This window comes from Demequina litorisediminis, assembly GCF_030161615.1.
GTDB classification, from domain to species: domain Bacteria; phylum Actinomycetota; class Actinomycetes; order Actinomycetales; family Demequinaceae; genus Demequina; species Demequina litorisediminis.
Genome location: NZ_BSUN01000001.1, coordinates 621,349 through 639,608 on the forward strand (window position 1 = coordinate 621,349; position 18,260 = coordinate 639,608).

Annotated in this window: 17 protein-coding genes, 1 other RNA gene and 4 pseudogenes; 5 read left to right on the forward strand and 17 right to left on the reverse strand. The window is 68.0% G+C overall.

What is annotated here, in order from left to right; translation table 11 throughout:
- Nucleotides 1-69: 69 nt before the first annotated feature.
- A pseudogene (locus QQK48_RS03765) lies at nucleotides 70-1,136 on the forward strand (fatty acid desaturase family protein).
- A gap of 121 nt (nucleotides 1,137-1,257) precedes the next feature.
- Here the strand turns inward: QQK48_RS03765 and araA are convergent.
- The 7 genes and pseudogenes from araA to QQK48_RS03795 all read right to left on the reverse strand — a co-directional run bounded on the left by araA (nucleotide 1,258) and on the right by QQK48_RS03795 (nucleotide 5,820).
- A pseudogene (gene araA, locus QQK48_RS03770) lies at nucleotides 1,258-2,786 on the reverse strand (L-arabinose isomerase).
- Nucleotides 2,783-3,505, reverse strand: coding sequence for an L-ribulose-5-phosphate 4-epimerase (locus QQK48_RS03775; RefSeq protein WP_284327521.1), 723 nt, complete (start codon nucleotides 3,503-3,505; stop codon nucleotides 2,783-2,785). Before QQK48_RS03775 ends, araA begins: the two are co-directional and overlap by 4 nt.
- The gene (locus QQK48_RS03780; protein WP_284327522.1) at nucleotides 3,502-3,627 is read right to left on the reverse strand and encodes a hypothetical protein; all 126 of its coding nucleotides are present in this window, start codon (nucleotides 3,625-3,627) and stop codon (nucleotides 3,502-3,504) included. The genes QQK48_RS03775 and QQK48_RS03780 overlap by 4 nt, the downstream gene beginning before the upstream one ends.
- A 165-nt stretch (nucleotides 3,628-3,792) precedes the next feature.
- Nucleotides 3,793-4,257 (reverse strand): aldo/keto reductase, encoded by a 465-nt coding sequence (locus QQK48_RS18980; protein ID WP_348523427.1) that lies wholly within the window; start codon nucleotides 4,255-4,257, stop codon nucleotides 3,793-3,795.
- 4 nt (nucleotides 4,258-4,261) lie between these two features.
- Nucleotides 4,262-4,750, reverse strand: coding sequence for an aldo/keto reductase (locus tag QQK48_RS18985; RefSeq protein ID WP_348523428.1), 489 nt, complete (start codon nucleotides 4,748-4,750; stop codon nucleotides 4,262-4,264).
- Nucleotides 4,751-4,837: 87 nt separating this feature from the next.
- Nucleotides 4,838-5,205: a transfer-messenger RNA gene (ssrA, locus tag QQK48_RS03790) on the reverse strand.
- 69 nt (nucleotides 5,206-5,274) lie between these two features.
- On the reverse strand, nucleotides 5,275-5,820 hold the full coding sequence (locus tag QQK48_RS03795) for a TetR/AcrR family transcriptional regulator (protein ID WP_284327523.1): 546 nt from the start codon (nucleotides 5,818-5,820) through the stop codon (nucleotides 5,275-5,277).
- A gap of 142 nt (nucleotides 5,821-5,962) precedes the next feature.
- On the opposite strand from QQK48_RS03795, the pseudogene QQK48_RS21175 reads away from it, so the two are divergent.
- Nucleotides 5,963-8,532, forward strand: a pseudogene (locus QQK48_RS21175) (MMPL family transporter).
- 113 nt (nucleotides 8,533-8,645) lie between these two features.
- Nucleotides 8,646-9,695 carry a serine hydrolase domain-containing protein gene (locus QQK48_RS03805; RefSeq protein WP_284327524.1) on the forward strand — a complete coding sequence of 350 codons (1,050 nt, stop codon included), beginning with the start codon at nucleotides 8,646-8,648 and terminating at the stop codon, nucleotides 9,693-9,695.
- Here the strand turns inward: QQK48_RS03805 and QQK48_RS03810 are convergent.
- Nucleotides 9,688-10,287 (reverse strand): formate/nitrite transporter family protein, encoded by a 600-nt coding sequence (locus tag QQK48_RS03810; RefSeq protein WP_348523431.1) that lies wholly within the window; start codon nucleotides 10,285-10,287, stop codon nucleotides 9,688-9,690. The two genes, QQK48_RS03805 and QQK48_RS03810, sit on opposite strands and share 8 nt — an antisense overlap.
- Before the next feature lie 416 nt (nucleotides 10,288-10,703).
- Here QQK48_RS03810 and QQK48_RS03815 point away from each other — a divergent pair, with 416 nt between their 5' ends.
- A complete protein-coding gene (locus tag QQK48_RS03815; RefSeq protein ID WP_284327525.1) occupies nucleotides 10,704-12,737 on the forward strand; it encodes an HNH endonuclease in 2,034 nt (677 codons plus the stop codon).
- A 69-nt stretch (nucleotides 12,738-12,806) separates the two neighbouring features.
- On the opposite strand, the gene smpB is transcribed toward QQK48_RS03815, so the two are convergent.
- The 9 genes from smpB to prfB form a co-directional block, all read right to left on the reverse strand.
- On the reverse strand, nucleotides 12,807-13,271 hold the full coding sequence (gene smpB, locus QQK48_RS03820) for an SsrA-binding protein SmpB (protein WP_284327526.1): 465 nt from the start codon (nucleotides 13,269-13,271) through the stop codon (nucleotides 12,807-12,809).
- Between the two features lie 132 nt (nucleotides 13,272-13,403).
- Nucleotides 13,404-13,676, reverse strand: a complete 273-nt coding sequence (locus tag QQK48_RS03825; RefSeq protein ID WP_284329301.1) for a M23 family metallopeptidase — start codon at nucleotides 13,674-13,676, stop codon at nucleotides 13,404-13,406.
- Between the two features lie 172 nt (nucleotides 13,677-13,848).
- Nucleotides 13,849-14,406 (reverse strand): coiled-coil domain-containing protein, encoded by a 558-nt coding sequence (locus tag QQK48_RS03830; protein WP_284327527.1) that lies wholly within the window; start codon nucleotides 14,404-14,406, stop codon nucleotides 13,849-13,851.
- On the reverse strand, nucleotides 14,387-14,764 hold the full coding sequence (locus QQK48_RS03835) for a hypothetical protein (protein WP_284327528.1): 378 nt from the start codon (nucleotides 14,762-14,764) through the stop codon (nucleotides 14,387-14,389). The genes QQK48_RS03830 and QQK48_RS03835 overlap by 20 nt, the downstream gene beginning before the upstream one ends.
- A 22-nt stretch (nucleotides 14,765-14,786) precedes the next feature.
- On the reverse strand, nucleotides 14,787-15,275 hold the full coding sequence (locus QQK48_RS19005) for a permease-like cell division protein FtsX (RefSeq protein ID WP_348523432.1): 489 nt from the start codon (nucleotides 15,273-15,275) through the stop codon (nucleotides 14,787-14,789).
- Entirely contained in the window at nucleotides 15,199-15,501 is a 303-nt protein-coding gene (locus tag QQK48_RS19010) for a hypothetical protein (protein ID WP_348523433.1), read from the reverse strand. The genes QQK48_RS19005 and QQK48_RS19010 overlap by 77 nt, the downstream gene beginning before the upstream one ends.
- A gap of 1 nt (nucleotide 15,502) precedes the next feature.
- Nucleotides 15,503-15,673 carry a hypothetical protein gene (locus QQK48_RS19015; RefSeq protein WP_348523434.1) on the reverse strand — a complete coding sequence of 57 codons (171 nt, stop codon included), beginning with the start codon at nucleotides 15,671-15,673 and terminating at the stop codon, nucleotides 15,503-15,505.
- Nucleotides 15,673-16,365: a cell division ATP-binding protein FtsE gene (gene ftsE / locus QQK48_RS03845; protein WP_084078805.1), complete on the reverse strand. Its 693-nt coding sequence runs from the start codon at nucleotides 16,363-16,365 to the stop codon at nucleotides 15,673-15,675. Before ftsE ends, QQK48_RS19015 begins: the two co-directional genes overlap by 1 nt.
- Before the next feature lie 140 nt (nucleotides 16,366-16,505).
- A protein-coding gene (gene prfB, locus QQK48_RS03850; RefSeq protein ID WP_284327529.1) for a peptide chain release factor 2 occupies nucleotides 16,506-17,619 on the reverse strand; the annotation gives its coding sequence in 2 pieces (ribosomal slippage) (nucleotides 16,506-17,531 and nucleotides 17,533-17,619; 1,113 coding nt in all).
- A 194-nt stretch (nucleotides 17,620-17,813) separates the two neighbouring features.
- Between prfB and QQK48_RS03855 the strand changes: the two are divergent.
- Nucleotides 17,814-18,206 (forward strand): annotated as a pseudogene (locus QQK48_RS03855) (chloride channel protein); the annotation flags it as partial.
- Nucleotides 18,207-18,260 lie beyond the last annotated feature (54 nt).

Sequence of the window (18,260 nt, forward strand, 5' to 3'; positions counted from 1 at the left end):
TCCAACGGACGCTCGGCATCGACTTGGTCGACACCTCGCGCCGCGCCGCCCGCTAACAAAGGACCGCTCATCCCTACGTCCCCCGCACCCCGGTCCCACGTCAATCCCTTCACCCTGTCCTTCACGGAGGTCGCGCGCACGGTGCGCGATACGGGTCTGCTGCGCCGCTCCTATCACTTCTACGGATGGTTCGGCGGCGCGCTCGTGCTCGCATTCGCTGGCGTGGTGACCGGCTTTGTGCTGCTGGGCGACTCGTGGTTCCAGTGCTGATCGCCGCGGCCCTGGGCGTGGTGTTCACCCAGGTCGCGTTCCTGGGCCACGAGGCATCGCACCGCACCGTTTTCTCTTCCGGTCCGGCCAATGACCGCCTGGGCCGGGTGCTGTCCGCGCTCGTGGTCGGCATCAGCCACCAGTGGTGGATGACGAAGCACTCGCGTCACCACGGCAACCCCAACAAAGTGGGCTCCGACCCGGACATCGAGCCGGACACCATCACTTTCCTGGAGGAGGACGCCGCGAAGACGCGTGGCGTCATCCGCTGGATCAACCAGCGCCAGGGCTGGCTGTTCTTCCCGCTGCTCACGCTTGAGGGCCTCAACCTGCATTACCGCTCCGTGGTTTCGCTGGTCACGCAGGGCACGCGCAAGCAGCGCTGGACCGAGTTGCCCATGATCGCCCTGCACTTTGGCCTCTACCTGGTGCCGGTGTTCCTGTTCCTTCCATTGGGTCTCGCCTTCGCGTTCATCGGCGTGCAGATGGCCGTCTTCGGCGTCTACATGGGTGCCTCGTTCGCGCCCAACCACAAGGGCATGATGATCGTCCCCTCCGACATGAAGATGGACTTCTTCTCCAAGCAGGTGCTCACCAGCCGTAACATCCGCGGCGGTTGGGCGATGTCGATCCTCATGGGTGGCCTGAACTACCAGATCGAGCACCACCTGTTCCCGAACATGGCGCGCCCGCACCTCGCGAAGGCGCGCGAGATTGTCCGCGAGTACTGCGCGGCCCACGACGTGCCCTACACCGAGACCTCGCTCATCGAGTCCTACGGGATCGTCATCGAGTACCTCAACCGCGTCGGGCTCGCTGCCCGCGACCCGTTCGACTGCCCCGAGCGGATGGCGTTGGGGCGCTGACCCGACCCGCGCTCCACACGCACGTCCCGCTTCATACGCAAATGCGGGATCGAGTGGCAACTTCCTGTGGAAGTGCCACTCGATCCCGCATTGCGGTGGTGGTGCGGCGTGCCGCCCGGTGCTACAGCCCCTGCGCGAGGCGGTAGTACGCGGCGTTCGCGCGCATCTCGGCCGCGAAGCCGGTCAGCGTGGTGTCCTCGTCGATGACGAGCAACTCGATCTCGCTCACGGTGGCGAAGTCGCGGAACACCTCGACGCCGATCTGGTTCGACATCACCGTGTGGTGGGCGGCACCCGCCTGGATCCATGCGGTCGTCGACGTCGTGAAGTCGGGCGCGGGCTTCCACACCGCGTGGCCCACGGGCAGGCTTCGGCATGGGCGCGGGGAGGTTCACGTTCTCGACCACGTTGGCGACCAGACGGAAGCGCTCGCGCATGTCGGACATCGCGACCACGACGGCGGGGCCAGCGTCGGCCGTGAAGACGAGGCGGACCGGGTCCTCCTTGCCGCCGATGCCGAGCCTCGGCAATCGTGAGACGCGCCTTCTTCGACGACAGGGCCGGGTTCACCTCGAGCATGTGGGCTCCGAGGATCAGGCTCGTTGCCGGGCTCCAGGTGGTACGTGTAGTCCTCCATGAGGCTCGCGCCGCCGGGAAGGCCGGCACCCATGACGGCTGCCGCACGGACCAGGACGGCGGTCTTCCAGTCGCCCTCGGCGCCGAAGCCGTAGCCATCGGCCATGAGGCGCTGGACGGCGAGGCCGGGGAGCCTGGCGCAGGTCGCCCAGGTCCTCGAACGAGTCGGTGAACGCCGTGAAGCCGCCCTCCTCGAGGAAGGAGCGCAGGCCCAGGCTCCACCGCGGCGCCGTAGCGCAGCGACTCGGCGCGCTCGCCGCCGGGCAGCAGTTCGGCGTCGACGTCGTAGGTCTCGACGTACTCGGCGACCAGGGCGTCGATATCCGCATCGGCCTGGGCGTGGACGCGCTCCGCGAGCTCGTTGACCGACCAGGTGTTGATCTGGACGCCCATCTTGATCTCGGCCTCAGTCTTGTCACCCTCGGTGACGGCGACGAAGCGCATGTTGTCGCCAAAGCGCGCGACCCGCATGTTCTGCGTGGCGTGACGGCCGGCGGCGGCGCGCACCCAGGTGCCCACGCGCTCCTGCGTCGTGGCGTGCGAGGCGTGACCAGACACCGTGGTGCGCGGGATCGCCATGCGGGTCTCGATGTAGCCGAACTCGCGGTCGCCGTGCGCGGCCTGGTTAAGGTTCATAAAGTCGAAGTCGATCTCGCCCCAGGGCAGGTCCACATTCGCCTGCGTGTGCAGGTGCAGCAGCGGCTTGTCGAGGACGTTGAGCCCGGTGATCCACATCTTCGCAGGGCTGAAAGTGTGCATCCAGGCGATGACCCCGATGACCTTGTCGTTCGCGTTGGCCTCAAGCATGGCCGCGCGGATGCCGTCGCGCGACTTCACGACGGGCTTCCACACGATGCGCGCGGGGACCGCGTCAGCGCCATCAAGCAGCGCGGCGACCTGCTGTGACTGCTCGGCGACCTGCTTCAGGGTCTCCTCTCCGTAGAGGTCCTGGGACCCGGTGAGGAACCAGACCTCGTACTCGGCGAGGTTGGGGATGACGGAACGGGCGCTCACTTGCTGTCTCCTTCTCCGGCGGCGGTGCCGGGCTGTCCGTAGACGTTCTGGTAACGATCGAACAGGGCGTCGATCTTGTCCTGGGGGATGTCGATGAGGGGGCCGCCCTGGAGGGCGATGTGGGTGGTGCGAGCCACGTCCTCGCACATGACGGCCGCCTTGACGGCGTCCTTGGCGTCCTTGCCGATGGTGAAGACGCCGTGGTTCTGCATGAGAACGGCTCGCGAGCGGTGGCCGTCGAGGGTCGCCACGATGCCGCGGCCGATGCTGTCGTCGCCGATGATCGCGAAGGGGCCCACGGGGATGGGGCCGCCGAACTCGTCCGCCATGCCGGTGATGTGGCACGGGATCTCCTGGCCGCGGGCGGCCCAGGCGGTCGCGTAGGTCGAGTGGGTGTGGACCACTCCCCCGACGTTGTCCATGTTGCGGTAGACGTAGGCGTGAGCGGCCGTGTCCGAGGACGGCGAGCGGTCGGAGCCGGGGGTGCCGGGCACCACCTCGCCGTCGAGCGTGCACAGGATCATGTTGTCCGCGGCGAGGTCGTCGTAGGCGACGCCGGAGGGCTTGATCACGAAGAGGTCCTCGCCAGGAATGCGGCCCGAGACGTTGCCTCCGGTCCACACCACGAGTTCGTAGCGGGTGAGTTCGCCGTGCAGGCGTGCCACGTCCTCGCGAATCTTGTCGATGGCCTCCTGGACGGAAGCGCTGAACTGGCTCACTGCGTGTCCTCCTTGCGGACTCGGTGCGGTCGCGGGATGACGCACATCGCGGCGCCGCGCGGCGCGGGCCGAGCGTCGTCGAGGGCCGTGGCGGCGTCGGTGCCGCCAGCGTCGAGCGTCATGTGTTGAACGTTAACATGCGGCCGATGCGCCGGGCCAGTCACAAGGTCCCGTTTCGGTCGCGCACCGCACCACGCCACCGCGCACCGCGCCCTGGCGGGACATGAGTGTCACAAACCCCACGAAAGTGACCGCCATGTCCCGCTAGCCGACTCGGAGGGCCTCCGCTACGCCGGGAACAACTCCTCGATCAGGGCCACCTGATCCGCGCTGGGCCTCCAGCCGGCCGATGCGGCGTTCTGCCGGATCTGCTCGGGCCTGGTCGCACCCGCGATGACGGACGCCACGGCGGGACGGGACAGGAACCACCCGAACGTCGCCTCGAGCATGGTCACTCCCCAGTCATCGCACAGCGCCTGGAAGGCCTCCATGGCGTCCCAGTCGGCGTTGTCGGCAATGTGGGGGCGCTGGCGCGCGATGCGCGAGTCCGCAGGGCGGTCGGTGCGGGTGAACTTGCCCGTGAACAGGCCATTGGCGAGCGGGAAGAACGGCAAGAACCCCGCGCCGAGGCTCTCCGCCGCCTCGAACCGACCGTCCTTCTCGACTCCGCGGGCAATGAGCGACAACTCGTCCTGACTCGTCGCGAGCCGGGGCCACCCGTGGGAGCCAGCCACCGCATCGGCCGCACGCAACTGCTCAGCGGAGAATTGTGAGACGCCGTAGGCGAGAATCTTGCCCTCGTCGACCAGGCTCAGCGAGCGCGCCGAGGGTGTCCTCGATCGGCACCGACGGGTCGGGCTGATGCTGCTGGAACAGGTCGATGCGGTCGGTCTGGAGTCGGGTGAGCGATGCCTCGCAGGCGGCGCGGAGGTAGGCGGGCGAGCCCTTGGCGCCGCGCTCGTCGAGGGGCGTCGCGACCTCGGTGAAGCCAAACTTGGTCGCGAGGATCACCTCGTCACGGCGCCCCTTGAGCGCGTTGCCCATCAACGTCTCGCTCAGCCCCCACTGACCTCCATAGAGGTCCGCGGTGTCGAGGAACGTGACGCCTGCGTCGAGCGCTGCGTGAAGGACCGCGTCCGTGCCGCTCTGGGACTCGGACGCCGTGCCTGCGCGCCCGAAGTTGTTGCACCCGAGCCCCACGGCGGAGACGGTGAAGGGGGCGTGAGCGAGGCGTCGCAGTTCCATATCGACACCGTAGCGCGGGCAGACCAAAGGCCGCCGGCACCCTTGCGGGAAGCCGGCGGCCTTTCGGTCACCTACCAGGGATGATAAACGTGGAGATGGCGGGAATCGAACCCGCGTCCGCATGTACGACGACAGGTATTCTCCGGGCGCAGTCTGAATGCTCATTGTCTCGGACCCGCACGACCTTCAGACGAGCCTGTGCGATAGCCCCAGTCGACTAAGAGTCCCCCACCCCCGTCGACGAAGGAGTGGAGCCAGTTCCCTAGATGACGCCAGGGACCAGGTCGGGATCTAGCCTGGGCTGACGGACTTCGGGGCTCGCTTAGGCAGCGAGGGCGAAGTCGGTGCGCTTGGAATCGGCACCTATTGGTTTGCCACGAGCGTTAACGAGATAACGTGACGTCCTCGGCCCGCTTCCCCTGAGGAAAGCACACACGTCGAAACCGATCATCCCCTGTGCAGTTGTGATCACCAGTCTACGGGACACACCGACATGCTCCAAGGCCTCGAGGCTCGCGTGCCGCCTACCCGCCCGGCGGCCCCAGGATGACCTGCCAGACCCACAGCGCCGCATCGGCCGACGGTGGACGTGGATCGCGCTCAAGCCAGGCACCAATGACACCGACGATGGACCCGGCCACGCCTGCCGCGAGGATGTCCGCGGGGATGTCGGGCGCCAGCCCCTTGGACTCCGCCGTGGACACGATCGCCTCGTAGACGTGCGCACGCAAGCGCGCGAGCACCACCCCATACCCCGGCTCCGTGAAGACGCGATGGTAGAGATCCGCGTGCGCCTCGATGTGCGCGAGGAAGTCGATCAGGACGGTGGGGGCACCCAGCGCATCGATGTCGATGCCGTCGAGGTTCGCCCCCGCCTCGCGCGCCACCACGTCGAGGGCATCGGCGAGCAGCGTCTCCTTGTCGGAGTAGTGCTGGTAGAAGGTCGAGCGGTTGACGCCCGCGCGCTCGGCGATGTCGGACACGGAGACCTCATCGAGGCCGCGCTCGCGCGCGAGAGCGAACAGCGCCTCCTGAAGGCGTGCTCGGGTCTTCACGATGCGGGCGTCCATGGAGCCATTGTGCCGGGCCGATGCCTCGGTCGCCAACCATTAACCAACAAGTGTCGTTTTACTCGCGTCGGCGGGGTTAGACTGACGCGCAGGCAACGACGCCCCCTGCCCTGCTCCCCGACACCCCTGTGAAAGGCACGACGTGGCCAACTTCCTCTTCCGGCTCGGGCGCGGCTCCGCGCGCCGGCCGTTCATCGCGATCGTGGCCTGGTTGGTCGCGCTTGCCGCAGCCGCCGGCTCCTTCCTCGCCTTCGGCGGCACGCTGACCGACTCGTTCTCGATCCCCGGAACCGAGACCGACCGCGTCGCGAACCAACTCACCGAGGAGATCCCCGACGCTGGCGGCACCACCGCCCGCATCGTCTACCAGACGCAGGACGACTCGGAACTGACGGAGGCGCAGCAGCAGCAGATCTCCGACTCCCTCGCCACGGTGGGTGAGTTCGACTTCGTCACCGCCGTCATCGACCCGTTCGAGACCGCGCAGCAGGCACAGGATCAGGCCGCCCAGATCGAGGACGGCAGGACGCAGATCGCGGACGCGAAGGCGGAACTCGACTCGGGGCAGGAGCAGGCTCGACGCCGCGCTCGACGAGGCCGAGTCCGGCCAGGCTCAGGCTCGACGAGGCCCAGGCCCAGGCTCGATGCCGCCATTCAGCAGGCGAAGGACGCGGGCCAGTACGACGCCGCGCAGGCTCAGTTCGACGCCCAGCAGGCGACCATCGACACCCAGCAGGAGCAGATTGACGCCGGCCTCGCGCAGATCACCGAGCAGCAGGCGCAGATTGACGCGGGCCGCGAGGAACTCGCCACGCAGGAGCAGCAGTAGAACTCGGCTCGCAGGCTCGCCGAGAACGCCTCCGCCATCTCGTCCCTTTCGGAGGACGGCACCACTGCGCTGGGCGCCGTCCAGTTCCAGGACGACGCGCTGACGCTGTCGCAGGAGGACAAGGACGCCGTCATGGAGTCCATCGAGTCCGCACCGCTCGACGGCCTCGACGTCTACTTCTCCTCGGACATCTCCACCTCCGTCGCCGGCCTGCTCGGCGTCGGCGAAATCGTGGGCGTCCTGCTCGCGCTCGTGGTGCTGTTCGTCATGATGCGCGTGGTGTGGCCCGCGCTGACCCCCATCATCACGTCCGTCGTGGGCGTCGGCGTCGGCGTCGCGGCATCGCTGGCACTCTCCGGCTCCGTGGACATGTCGTCGGTGACGCCGGTCCTCGGCGTCATGCTCGCGCTCGCGGTCGGCATCGACTACGCGCTGTTCATCATCAACCGCCACCGCACCAACCTCAAGCGCGGCATGGACGTCCACGAGAGCATCGGCCTCGCGAACGGCACCGCGGGCAACGCGGTCGTGTTCGCGGGCACCACCGTCCTCATCGCCCTGCTCGCGCTCAATGTCACGGGCATCCCGTTCATCGGCGTCATGGGCAACGTGGCCGCGTTCTGCATCCTCATCGCGGTGCTCGTGGCCATCACGCTCGTGCCCGCGGTCCTGGGGCTCGTCGGCATCAAGGCGATCTCGAAGCGCTCCCGCGGACGCATCGGCCAGGCGGCCGAGCCCGAGGCGCCCTACACCCCGATGAAGACCGGCCGCGCGTGGCTCAACGTGCTCGCGGGCGTCGCTGTCCTCGCGGTGTTCGCGATCCCGTCGTTCTCGATGAGGCTCGGCCTGCCCTCGGGTGACCAGGACACCCCCGATTCGACGTCATACCAGGCGTACAGCACCATTGACGAGAAGTTCGGCGAGGGCCTGAACGGCACCATCCTGGTGACCGCGTCGCTGCCCGAAGCCCTGGAGGGCAACGACCTCCTGGCCGCCCAGGTGGAGGTCGAGAACGCCATCATGGCGAACGACGACGTCTCTGCGGTCGCTCCTGCAGGCACCAACGAGGACGGCTCGTTCCTCGCCTTCCAGGTGATCCCGCTCGAGGGCCCCAACGCGGAGTCCACCGAGCAGTTGGTGCACGACCTGCGCGACCTGTCGCCGCTGGAGGACGGCACCGAGATCGGTGTCGCGGGTAACGCCTCGGGCAACATCGACATCTCGGAGAAGGCTCTCCGACGCCCTGCCGCTCTACCTCGCGGTGGTGGTGGGTCTGTCGCTCGTCATCCTCATCGTGGTGTTCCGCTCGCTCCTGGTGCCCGTCATCGCGACGCTCGGCTTTGTGCTGAGCCTCTTCGCGGCGTTCGGCGCCGTCACCGCCGTGTACCAGTGGGGCTGGCTGTCCGACATCTTCGGCGTCCATGCACCGGGACCGATCCTGTCGTTCCTGCCGATCATGCTGACAGGAATCCTGTTCGGTCTGGCGATGGACTACCAGGCTCTTCATCACCTCCGGTATGCGAGAGGCCTTCGTCCACGGGTCTAATGCACGCGAGTCCGTCACCGCGGGCCTGCGCCACGGACGCGCGGTCGTGACCGCTGCCGCCATCATCATGGCGTCCGTGTTCGGCGGCTTCGTGTTCTCCCACATCACGATGATTCGCCCCATGGGCTTCGGCCTCGCCGTCGGCGTGCTGTTCGACGCGTTCGTGGTCCGCATGCTCATCGTCCCGTCCCTCATGCACCTCGTGGGCGAGGGCGCATGGTGGATGCCGAAGTGGCTCGACAAGATCCTCCCGAACGTCGACGTGGAGGGCGCCGCCCTCGAGCGCGACCACCCCGTGCCCGCCGCGGCGACCGAGGCGGACAAGCCGACCGCCTGATCGCCCGACTGCCCGCACCGCTCGATGCCCCCGGACTCCACACGGAGTCCGGGGGCATCGTCGTTCACATGGCCGATGCGGCACGCGCCCGGGCGGCGATAGCGTCGGTGACCATGGAAGCCGAGCTCGACGCCCTCCAGGGCCTCCTCCCCCGCCGCCACCGCATCGTCCTCACGGCCGTCGCACGCCACGACGAGTCCGCCTCTCGCGCCATCGGCTGCGAGGACACGGCCGCTGCCGAGATGGGTTCGGTTTCCAAGGGCCTCACCGGCATGCTGTTCGCCGATGCGCTCGCGCGAGGCGAGGTGCGGCTCGACACCCGCCTGGGCGACCTCCTCGACCTGGGCGAGGCTCCCGCGGCCGCCGTGACGCTCGGCGCCCTCGCGGCGCATCGGTCGGGGCTTCCCCGGCTGGGACAGCCCGTGGACGGCCCGTCGCTCCTGGCGCGCACCTGGGCCATGTGGCGGCGCGGCGAGAACCCGTACGGCGAAGACCTCGCCGGTCTCCTCGAGCAGGCGCGAGCGGCCACGCTCGGCAAGCAGCGATTCGAATACTCGAACCTCGGCTTCTCGCTGCTCGGCCACGCGGTCGCGGCGGGCATCGGCCAACCGTACGGCGACGCGCTGCGCGAACGGGTGCTCACGCCGCTCGGCATGACCGGCGCGTACGTCGCCGGCGACGAGTCGGAGTTGAGCGCCCAGGCGCTGCGCGGGGTCAGCAAGCGCGGCCTCCCTCACCAGGCGTGGGTGGGCGAAGGCGTGGCCCCTGCTGGCGGCATCCGGGCCACTGCCGCGGACCTGGAAGCGCTCGTCGGCGCACTCGCGCGCGTGGGAACGGCCGAGGCGGGCATCGTCCCCGGCGGGCTGCCGGTCGACCCGCTGGACGCGCCTCCTGGCGCCGCCCCGTGGGTCGGTGCGCTCGTGCCTCACGAAGCGGTGAGACGGCGCGCCATGCCCGGCACACGCATCGGCTATGCCTGGATGACGTCAGCGGCCCGCGGCCGCCACGTGACCTGGCACAACGGCCAGACCGGCGGCTTCGCGGCGTTCGTCGGAGTGGACCGCGCGGCGTCAGTGGCGGTCGGGATCGTATCGGCGTGCGCCTCCGGCATCGACCACCAAGGGTTCGTCATGCTGGAGAAACTGCGCGACGGCGTCAACTGACCCGCTCGACCTCAGGGACGGCGTCCTGCTGCACCGCAACATCGGCGGCGTCGATGGAGTCCGGGACGGCCGCATCGGCCTTCCGCCGTCCCGCGATGAAGTGGTAGCCCATCCCCATGATGACCATGCCGCCCACGAGGTTGCCAAGCCCCGCCCACAGCATGTTGGTGCCGAAGTCTGCCCACGTCACGTCGACGGTGCTGCCTCCGAGGACTCCCGCGCCAAAGATTGTCATGTTTGCGACGACGTGCTCGAACCCGGAGGCGATGAAGCCGAACACGCCCCAGAAGATCACGATCGCCTTCGCCGCCTCGCTCTTGACGCGGCCCGCGGCCCAGATCGCGACGCACACCAGGATGTTGCACATGACGCCGCGGAACAACACCTCAGTCGGGCTGTGACTCATCTTGGACGTCAGGATGCCGTCGAGCATGCCTCCGGTGGCCGCGTCGTTGAAGATCCCCGACTGGATCAGCACCCACGCGAGCACAAGGGACCCGAGCAGGTTGCCGACGAGCACGAAAGCGAGCGTCCCCGCGCCCTGCAGCCAGGTAATCCTGCGGCGTAGCGCGCCCATGGGCAGGATCATCATGGCGCTCGTGGCGAGCCTCGGAGCCCGCGAACACCACGAAGGTCAGCGCGATCGCGAAGACTGCGCCCGAGACCAGCCGGGTCGCCGGGTCACCCGCGATGAAGAACGGGCCCGCCGCGGAGAACATCACGTAGACACCACCGCCCACCCAGAGGCCGGCGAGCATCGACGAGACGAGAAAACGCAGCGGGCGGCGGGTGGCAGCCACCTTGACGGCGGCGGCATCGGCCTGCGCGTCGACGGCTTCGGGAATGGAAAGCATGACTACGACGGTAGGCGGGGCGCAGGGCGCGAAGCAGGGCCTTTGGTCCGGTGCAGGAGGTGTGGCGAGACGGCTTTGCCGCCATATCGCCGCACTGTCGCCGCGACATCGTCGCAATGTCAGAGGGGCGTGACGAAGTAGCGATATGGCCGAAATGCCCGCTTCCCTCGCCTCGTGGCAGGAGCGCGTGCTCGCCGTCCTTGGCTCGGGTCACGAAGTACGGTCCACCCACGTCCCGCAGATGGCCGATGCGGACCTGATCGCCCTCGGCACCGCCGCGGGCGCGGTGCGGCGCGGCATCGACCGCATGCTCGCCGTGGTGGCGGCCGAGCAGGCGACCCGGTCGCGCAGCGCGGTGGGGCGATCCGGCGCGGGGCTCGCGCGGCGTCAGGGCCGCGGCGACGAGCGCGGGCTCGTCGCGGGACAGACCGGCGGGTCGGCGGCCGAGGCCGGCCGCCTCATCGACATGGGCGAGGCGCTCGCCGCCGCGGACGCCGCCGTGGACGGGACTCATGTCGGCGGGCGCGTGGGGCCGGAGGAGCGCGTGGGGCGTCAGGGTGGCGCTGGTCACGACGGTGGCATGGTGCCTGACGGTGGCGTTGCGTCCGAAGGCGACGCCGCACCCGAAGGCGGCATGGACGCGCCGAGCCCGGGAGACGAGGCGGTCGCGCGGCCGCTGGTGTTCCCCCATGTCGCCGCCGCGGTGCGCGAGGGCCGTCTGGGCGTCGAGGCCGCGACCGCCATCACGCGGATGCTGTCGCGCGTCGCGTCCCGCTGTGCCGATGAAGAGCGCAGCCGCAGCGAGCAAGACCTCGTGGTCGCGGCCACGCACATGAGGCTGGAACGCCTCCATCAACTCATCAACCGGCACGAGGCCCGACTAGACGCCGCCCACCTCGAGGAGTTGGCGGAGGCTCGTCGCGCCCGCCGCTTCCTGCGGCTCGGCGAGAACGCGGACGGCATGATCCGTCTCACGGGTCAACTCGACCCCGAGAACGGCGCGCCTCTCGTCGCGGCCATGGAGGCGATGGTCAATCAAAACTTCCGCGCCCGCAAACGAGCGCAGGACGCCGTCAAGGCAGGGCACACGGTGACGGTCGACGACCGCACTCCTGAACAGGTGCGTGCCGACGCCATCGGCGCCTTTGCTCGACACATCAACGGGTGCGACGTCGAGGTACTGCCGCGAGCGGGCGTCACCGTGGTGGTGCGAATGGACTACAACGACCTGGCATCGCTCGCGGAGGCTCCCGCGACAGGCGGTTCCCGTGGGCTGCGCGGTTCCCGTGGCCTGGGCGGTCCACGTGGTCTGCGCGGCACACGCGGTGCATACGGTCCACGCGGCGGCGTCCAGGTCGACGGACTGTCCACCGCGCCGTCGGCCGGCGAACTGCGACGCCTCCTCGCACGCGCGCAGATCATCCCCCAGGTCCTCGGCGACCGCTCCGACGTGCTCGACCAGGGCCGCAGGCGGCGCCACTTCACCGAGGCGCAGAAGACCGCCTTGGTGGCACGCGATGGCGGCTGCGCGATGTGTGGCGCGCCACCTTCTTGGTGCGACGCCCACCACATTGAGCACTGGGCACGTGGCGGCGCCTCGGACCTGGCTAACGGCGTCCTGCTGTGCGTGCGCTGCCATCACGATCTTCACCGCGACGGTTGGTTCGTCGACGCCTCGGCCACCGAGGTGTGGTTCACCCCACCCGCCAGCATCGATCCGGCGCGGCGAAGACGACCTGGCGGCAGACGCCTCTTCGACTCCCTCGCCTTCGGCGATGAAGCGCTCGGCGGGCCACCGCAGTCCAGCGACGACGCCATGCCATGCCTAGCCCGCCGTGCCCCGAGCGTCTCGTGCCCCGTTCCCGCAGAGTCGCGAACGACAGCAGCCGACACGGAACCGGTCGCTGCGGTCGCGCGAGGCAGGGAGAAGGCGGCCAGTGCCACGGCGCCGGTCAGCGGTGCGGTGCCTGCAGGAGAGGCGGAGATGGGACCGGCTGAACAACACCTGGCCGCGTGGCGGGCGGAGTGTCGCCCTACCCCACGGCGCTACGGAGTTCACCTCGTCGCGTTTGGCTCACACTGCCGGCTCAGACCGGATCGCGCGCGAGCCGCATCTCATTCACGGCGCGGCCCGCCGGATATCACAATGCGGCGCAGGAGTGCGACCGGCGTGAGTGAGACCGCGTGACCGGCGTGGGTGAGACCGCGTGACCGGCGCAAGTGAGACCTCGCTACCGGTACGAGTGAAGCCGCGAGGTCAGTCGTGTCGACGCAGGCTCATCGCCCGCTCGGCCTCGCGGTTGTCCTGCTGCTCACGCAGGGTCTGCCGCTTGTCGTAGTGCTTCTTACCTCGGCCGATCCCGATCTCCAGCTTGGCGCGCCCCTTCACGAAGTACAGGCGCAGAGGCACGATCGTGAAACCCTTTTCCCGGGTCTTGATCAGCAACTGGTCAATCTCGGCATGGTGCAGCAGCAACTTCCTGCGACGCCTCGGCGCGTGGTTGTTCCACGTTCCCTGCGTGTACTCCGGAATGTGCACGTTCTCGAGCCACGCCTCGGTGCCCTCGACGTGGACATACCCGTCGACGATCGACGCCCGTCCCGCCCGCAGGGCCTTCACCTCGGTACCCCACAGCACGAGACCCGCCTCGAACGTGTCGTCGATGAAGTAGTCGTGACGCGCGGCGCGATTGGTCGCGATCACCTTCTGCTCGTCCGCCATGACTCACCTCCTCGATCCGTGTCTGCCAGGGCAAGGTTCGAGTCTAGGCGACGATGCTCTACAGCACCGACATCGGGTCGACGGTGTCGCCGTTCACATACATCTCGAAGTGCAGGTGGCAGGCCGTCGAGCCTACCGGTCGAACCCGAGTAGCCGACTAGATCGCCGCGGTCGACCCACTGGCCCGAGGATACAGCGAAGGCTCGTGAGGTGGTTGTAACTCGTCATGACGTAGTCACCACCCACCTCGCCGTGGTCGATCATGACCTGGTTGCCGAAGCCGCCCACGACCGTCGCCCACTCCACGGTGCCGGGAGCCGCCGCATAGATCGGCGTGCCGCAGTACGCACGGAAGTCCGTACCGGCGTGGAGGCGCCAGTAGTGGAAGATCGGGTGATAGCGCATGCCATACGACGACGTGATGTACACGTTCGACGTCGGGTAGTCGAAGTACCCCGACGCCGAGGCGGCTCCGCCGGAGCTCCCGCCCGAGCCCGAACCCGACGAACCACCGGACTGCGCGGCCTCCTCAGCGGCCTTGCGCTCCGCCTCGGCCTTCGCGTCCTCGGCATCGGACTTACCGTCCTCGGCAGCCTTCTTGGCCTCGTACAGGTCCGCGACCTTGTCCAGGATGTCCTGACGCTGGCGCTCGTTCTCTTCCTGCTGAGCGAGGAAGGTGGCGCGCTGCGACTCGAGGTACTGCTTCGCGTCCTCGGCCTCCGCCGCCTTCGCATCCAAGGCGTCCTTGGCGTCCTGCGCCTCGGCCTCCTTGTCCTTGCGCTCGACCACGAGCGCATCGGCCTGCTTCTTGAGGCTCCGTGATGTAGTCACGCACCGCCTCCTGGCGGGCGCCACGGTTGCGGTTGACGGCGGCGATCTCATCGAGTTCGGCAAGCGTGGACGCCTGAACTCGCGACGCCGACTGCTGCGCCGTGAACTCGTCCACGAACTCGTCCTCGTCGGCCGCACCAAACACGATGCCGAGGCTTTCCTCGGCGGATCCGCCCTTGTAGGACTCGCGCGCGATCGCAGCCACGAGCGACTGGAGTTCCTCAACCCTGTCCTCGTCGGACGCGATCTGCTCGGTGATGGCGGCGTCCTGCGCCTCAGCAGCCTCAAGGCTTGTCGGCCACAATTCCCTGCTCGACGATGGCGGCATCAACCGCCGCCTGAGCCTCATCGAGCGCCGTCTGCAGCGCAGGCACCTGCGACTCGAGGTCGTCGACCTTCTGCGCAGCATCGATGATCTTGGCGTCGGTGTCCTCCAACGCCGTATCGAGTTCGTCGGCCCGCTCTTCCGCGGCCTTCTTGTCGGCATTCGCATCCGCGAGGCCGTCCTCGGCCTCATCGATCTGGTCCTGGTACTTATCGATGTCGTCGTCGTAGTCGTCGGCGCGGGCCGACCCCGCGAGGCCGATGGCCAGACCACCAAGAATCGCCGCCAACATCACGGCGACGATGAGGATGAGGGGGCGTCGAGTCTCGTTTGTCATGCGCGCGTGTACCTGTTCAGCGTCAGCAGGAGGCGGCGCCCGCGAGGCCTACCGCGATGAGGATCAACCATGGCGCAACCGACCACACGTCGTCACGGCTGATGTAGTCGACCCACGAGATCGAACCCGTCAGCCAACCTTCCACGAGGTACTGGACCCCAAACCACAAGCCCGCGATCGCCAACAACGCTCCGCCGGTCGCCGCGACCGCGCCCTCAAGCATGAACGGCAACTGGATCAGCGAACGCGACGAGCCGACCATGCGCATGATCGTCGTCTCCTTGCGTCGACTCAGCGCGGACAGCCGGATGGTCGTGGTGATGAGCAGCATCGCCGTCACCATCATCACGATGGCCAGCGCAGCCGCCACGATGGTGGCCGCGTTGAGGAAGTCGAACAGATCATCGAACACTTCACGCTGGTCGTAGACGGATTCAACCCCTGCGAGCCCCGCCGTGGCATCGGCCACCACCTGGAACTCCTCCGGGTCCGTGAGCTTCACGCGCAGCACGGGAGCCAGGTCCTCCGGCTCCAGCCTGCGAATACACGCCGGAGTCGTCGGCGGCCACGATGTTGTCGTAGACCTCCTCGCGCGTCTCGACGTAGACCGACTCGACGAGATCGGAGACGTTGCCCTGTTCAAGCACCGCCACGATGTCGTCGGTCTGCGCATCAGTCACGGGCCCGGCAGCACAGTTCTCCTCATAGGAGTCCGGCGGGCACAGGAAGATCGACACCTCAACCTTGCCGTACCAGGCGTCTTTCAGCCTGCTGGACCTGCATCTGCGTCAGTGCCGCAGCACCCACGAAGGTCAGCGACACAAAGGTCACGAGCGCCACCGAGAGCGCCATCGTCGAGTTACGACGGATGCCGTTGAAGACCTCGCCGAAGATAAACCTCAGCCGCATCAGACGGTCTCCAGCCCGTACACGCCGCGGTCCTGGTCTCGCACCAACTGTCCGCCCTTGAGTTCGATGACGCGCTTGCGCATCTGGTCCACGATCTCGTCGTCGTGCGTCGCCATGAGCACCGTGGTACCCGTGCGATTGATGCGGTCCAGCAGGCGCATGATGCCGACGGACGTCCCAGGGTCGAGGTTTCCTGTGGGCTCGTCACACAGCAGGATCGGCGGCCTGTTGACGAACGCGCGAGCGATCGCGACGCGCTGTTGCTCACCGCCGGAGAGTTCATGCGGCAGGCGCCGCTCCTTGCCCGCGAGCCCGACGAGCTCAAGCATCTCGGGGACGTTCTGCTGAATGTCTCGCTTGGACTTGCCGATCACCTGCAGCGCAAAAGCCACGTTCTGGTAGACGGTCTTGTTCGGCAGCAGCCGGAAGTCCTGGAACACCGCTCCGATCTCGCGACGCAGGTGAGGCACGCGCCAACTGGAGAGGCGGTTGAGATGACGGCCCGCGACCCAGATGTCGCCGCTCGTCGGCCGCTCCTCGCGCAGCACCAACTTCAGGAAGGTGGACTTGCCCGAGCCGGACGAGCCGACCAGGAAGACAAAGTCGCCGCGCTCGATCTCCACGTCGATCCCGTCGAGCGCCGGACGGGCACCTCGCGTGTAGACCTTGGAGATGTTGTCGAGTCGAATCATGTGTTCACTTGCGCGAGGGGTAGTCACGCGCTTCCGCCAGCATCGTAAGAACGTGTCAAGCGGGATCTCGGGAGGCGCGCCGCCCGCGGAGTGTCGCGTTCGTCACGGCCCAACGGCCGTATCAGCGGCCGATGCCGGGCCTAGTCCTCCTGCGTCTGCTGCTGCTTGCGCCAGCGGATGCCCGCATCGATCAGGCCGTCGAGGTCACCATCGAAGACGGTCTGGGGGTTGCCCACCTCGTAGCCGGTCCGAAGGTCCTTGACCGCCTGCTGCCCGTACAGGAAGTAGGAGCGCATCTGGTCGCCCCACGACGCCTTGATGTCTCCGGCGAGTTCCTTCTTCTGCGCCGCCTCTTCCTCCTTTTTGAGGAGCAGCAGGCGGGACTGGAGGACGCGCATCGCGGCCGCACGGTTCTGGATCTGGCTCTTCTCATCCTGCATCGACACCACGATGCCGGTGGGAAGGTGCGTCAGGCGCACCGCGGAGTCGGTGGTGTTGACCGACTGTCCACCCGGGCCAGAGGAACGGAAAACGTCAACCTTGATGTCGGCCTCGGCCACCTCGATGTGGTCGGTGGATTCGATCTGCGGGATGACCTCGACCGCCGCGAAGGAGGTCTGACGCTTATCGGCCGAGCCGAAGGGGCTGATGCGCGCGAGTCGGTGGGTTCCCGCCTCCACCGACAGGGTGCCGAACGCGTACGGGGCGTTGACCTCGAAGGTCGCGGACTTGATGCCCGCGCCCTCCGCGTAGGACGTGTCGAGCACCTTGGTCGAGTAGCCGTGGCGCTCAGCCCAGCGCAGGTACATCCGCAGCAACATCTCCGCGAAGTCGGTCGCATCGTCGCCGCCGGCGCCCGAGCGGATGGTGACGACCGCGTTGCGCTCGTCCCACTCTCCGGACATGAGGGTGCGCACCTCCATCGACTCGAGATCCTTCTTCAGGCCGACGAGTTCCGCATCCGCCTCGGCGAGGGTGTCCTCGTCATCGCCCTCGGTGCCAAGTTCCACGAGAACCTCAAGGTCCTCGATGCGCTGACGCATCCGGTCGAGGCGATCCTTCTCGGAGTTCACGGCAGACAGGGCACTCGTCACGGCCTGCGCGTTCTCCTGGTCGTCCCACAGGTCCGGCGCGGCGGCCTGGGTCTCGAGCTCGGCGATGCGCGCCGCGAGCCTTCTCGGGGTCGCTGACGGCCTCGATCTGGTGGAAGGTCGCGTTCAGCGCGGAGATCTCTGCAGGAAAGTCGGTGGCCACGACCGACCAGTCTAGTCGCGCCGGTGGGTCCTATGCTCGGGCCCATGAGCGACGCGACCCTCACGCACGATGAGCGCAATCCGGCCAAGGCGAGGACTCTCCTCAAGATCACGGTCCCAGCGATCGCCGTGGGCGCCATGTGTGCCGTGGTGCTGTGGGCCATCGACGTCGCGGCCGAGGGCGTCACGCACGTCATGTGGGACTGGATTCCGGAGGTTGCTGGATTCGACGCGGAGGCGTGGTGGTGGCCCATCATCGTCCTCGGACTCGCGGGCACCGCCGTCGGCACCATCGTCCGGCACGCGCCCGGCCATGCGGGCTACGACTCGGCGACCACCGAACTCGTCGCTCCTCCGCTGCCGTTGAAGGCGCTTCCTGGCATCGCTGCGGCTCTCATCGTGTCGCTCGGCGCGGGCGTCTCGCTCGGCCCGGAAAGCCCCATCATCTCTATCGCCGTCGGACTTTCGGTGTGGGGGCTCGCGCGCATCCTGCCGAACGCGCAGGCGGGCCAGATCCTGTTGGTCGCGGGCGCGGGCATGTTGGGCGCCATGTTCGGCTCGCCCGTCGCCGCCGCCCTACTGCTGACCGAGATGGTCGCGGGCATCAAGGGCCCCGGCCTCCTATGGGACAAGGCTCTTCGC

Bases quoted from the DNA above. Each gene is read 5' to 3' on its own strand.
- QQK48_RS03805 (WP_284327524.1), top strand. From the start codon at position 8,646: ATGGAAGCCGAGCTCGACGCCCTCCAGGGCCTCCTCCCCCGCCGCCAC.
- QQK48_RS03835 (WP_284327528.1), bottom strand. From the start codon at position 14,764: ATGACAAACGAGACTCGACGCCCCCTCATCCTCATCGTCGCCGTGATG.
- QQK48_RS03810 (WP_348523431.1), bottom strand. From the start codon at position 10,287: ATGATGATCCTGCCCATGGGCGCGCTACGCCGCAGGATTACCTGGCTG.
- QQK48_RS03815 (WP_284327525.1), top strand. From the start codon at position 10,704: ATGCCCGCTTCCCTCGCCTCGTGGCAGGAGCGCGTGCTCGCCGTCCTT.
- QQK48_RS18985 (WP_348523428.1), bottom strand. From the start codon at position 4,750: ATGGAACTGCGACGCCTCGCTCACGCCCCCTTCACCGTCTCCGCCGTG.
- QQK48_RS03780 (WP_284327522.1), bottom strand. From the start codon at position 3,627: ATGACGCTCGACGCTGGCGGCACCGACGCCGCCACGGCCCTCGACGAC.
- ftsE (WP_084078805.1), bottom strand. From the start codon at position 16,365: ATGATTCGACTCGACAACATCTCCAAGGTCTACACGCGAGGTGCCCGT.
- QQK48_RS19015 (WP_348523434.1), bottom strand. From the start codon at position 15,673: ATGCGGCTGAGGTTTATCTTCGGCGAGGTCTTCAACGGCATCCGTCGT.
- QQK48_RS03795 (WP_284327523.1), bottom strand. From the start codon at position 5,820: ATGGACGCCCGCATCGTGAAGACCCGAGCACGCCTTCAGGAGGCGCTG.
- QQK48_RS03825 (WP_284329301.1), bottom strand. From the start codon at position 13,676: ATGCGCTATCACCCGATCTTCCACTACTGGCGCCTCCACGCCGGTACG.
- smpB (WP_284327526.1), bottom strand. From the start codon at position 13,271: ATGGCGGACGAGCAGAAGGTGATCGCGACCAATCGCGCCGCGCGTCAC.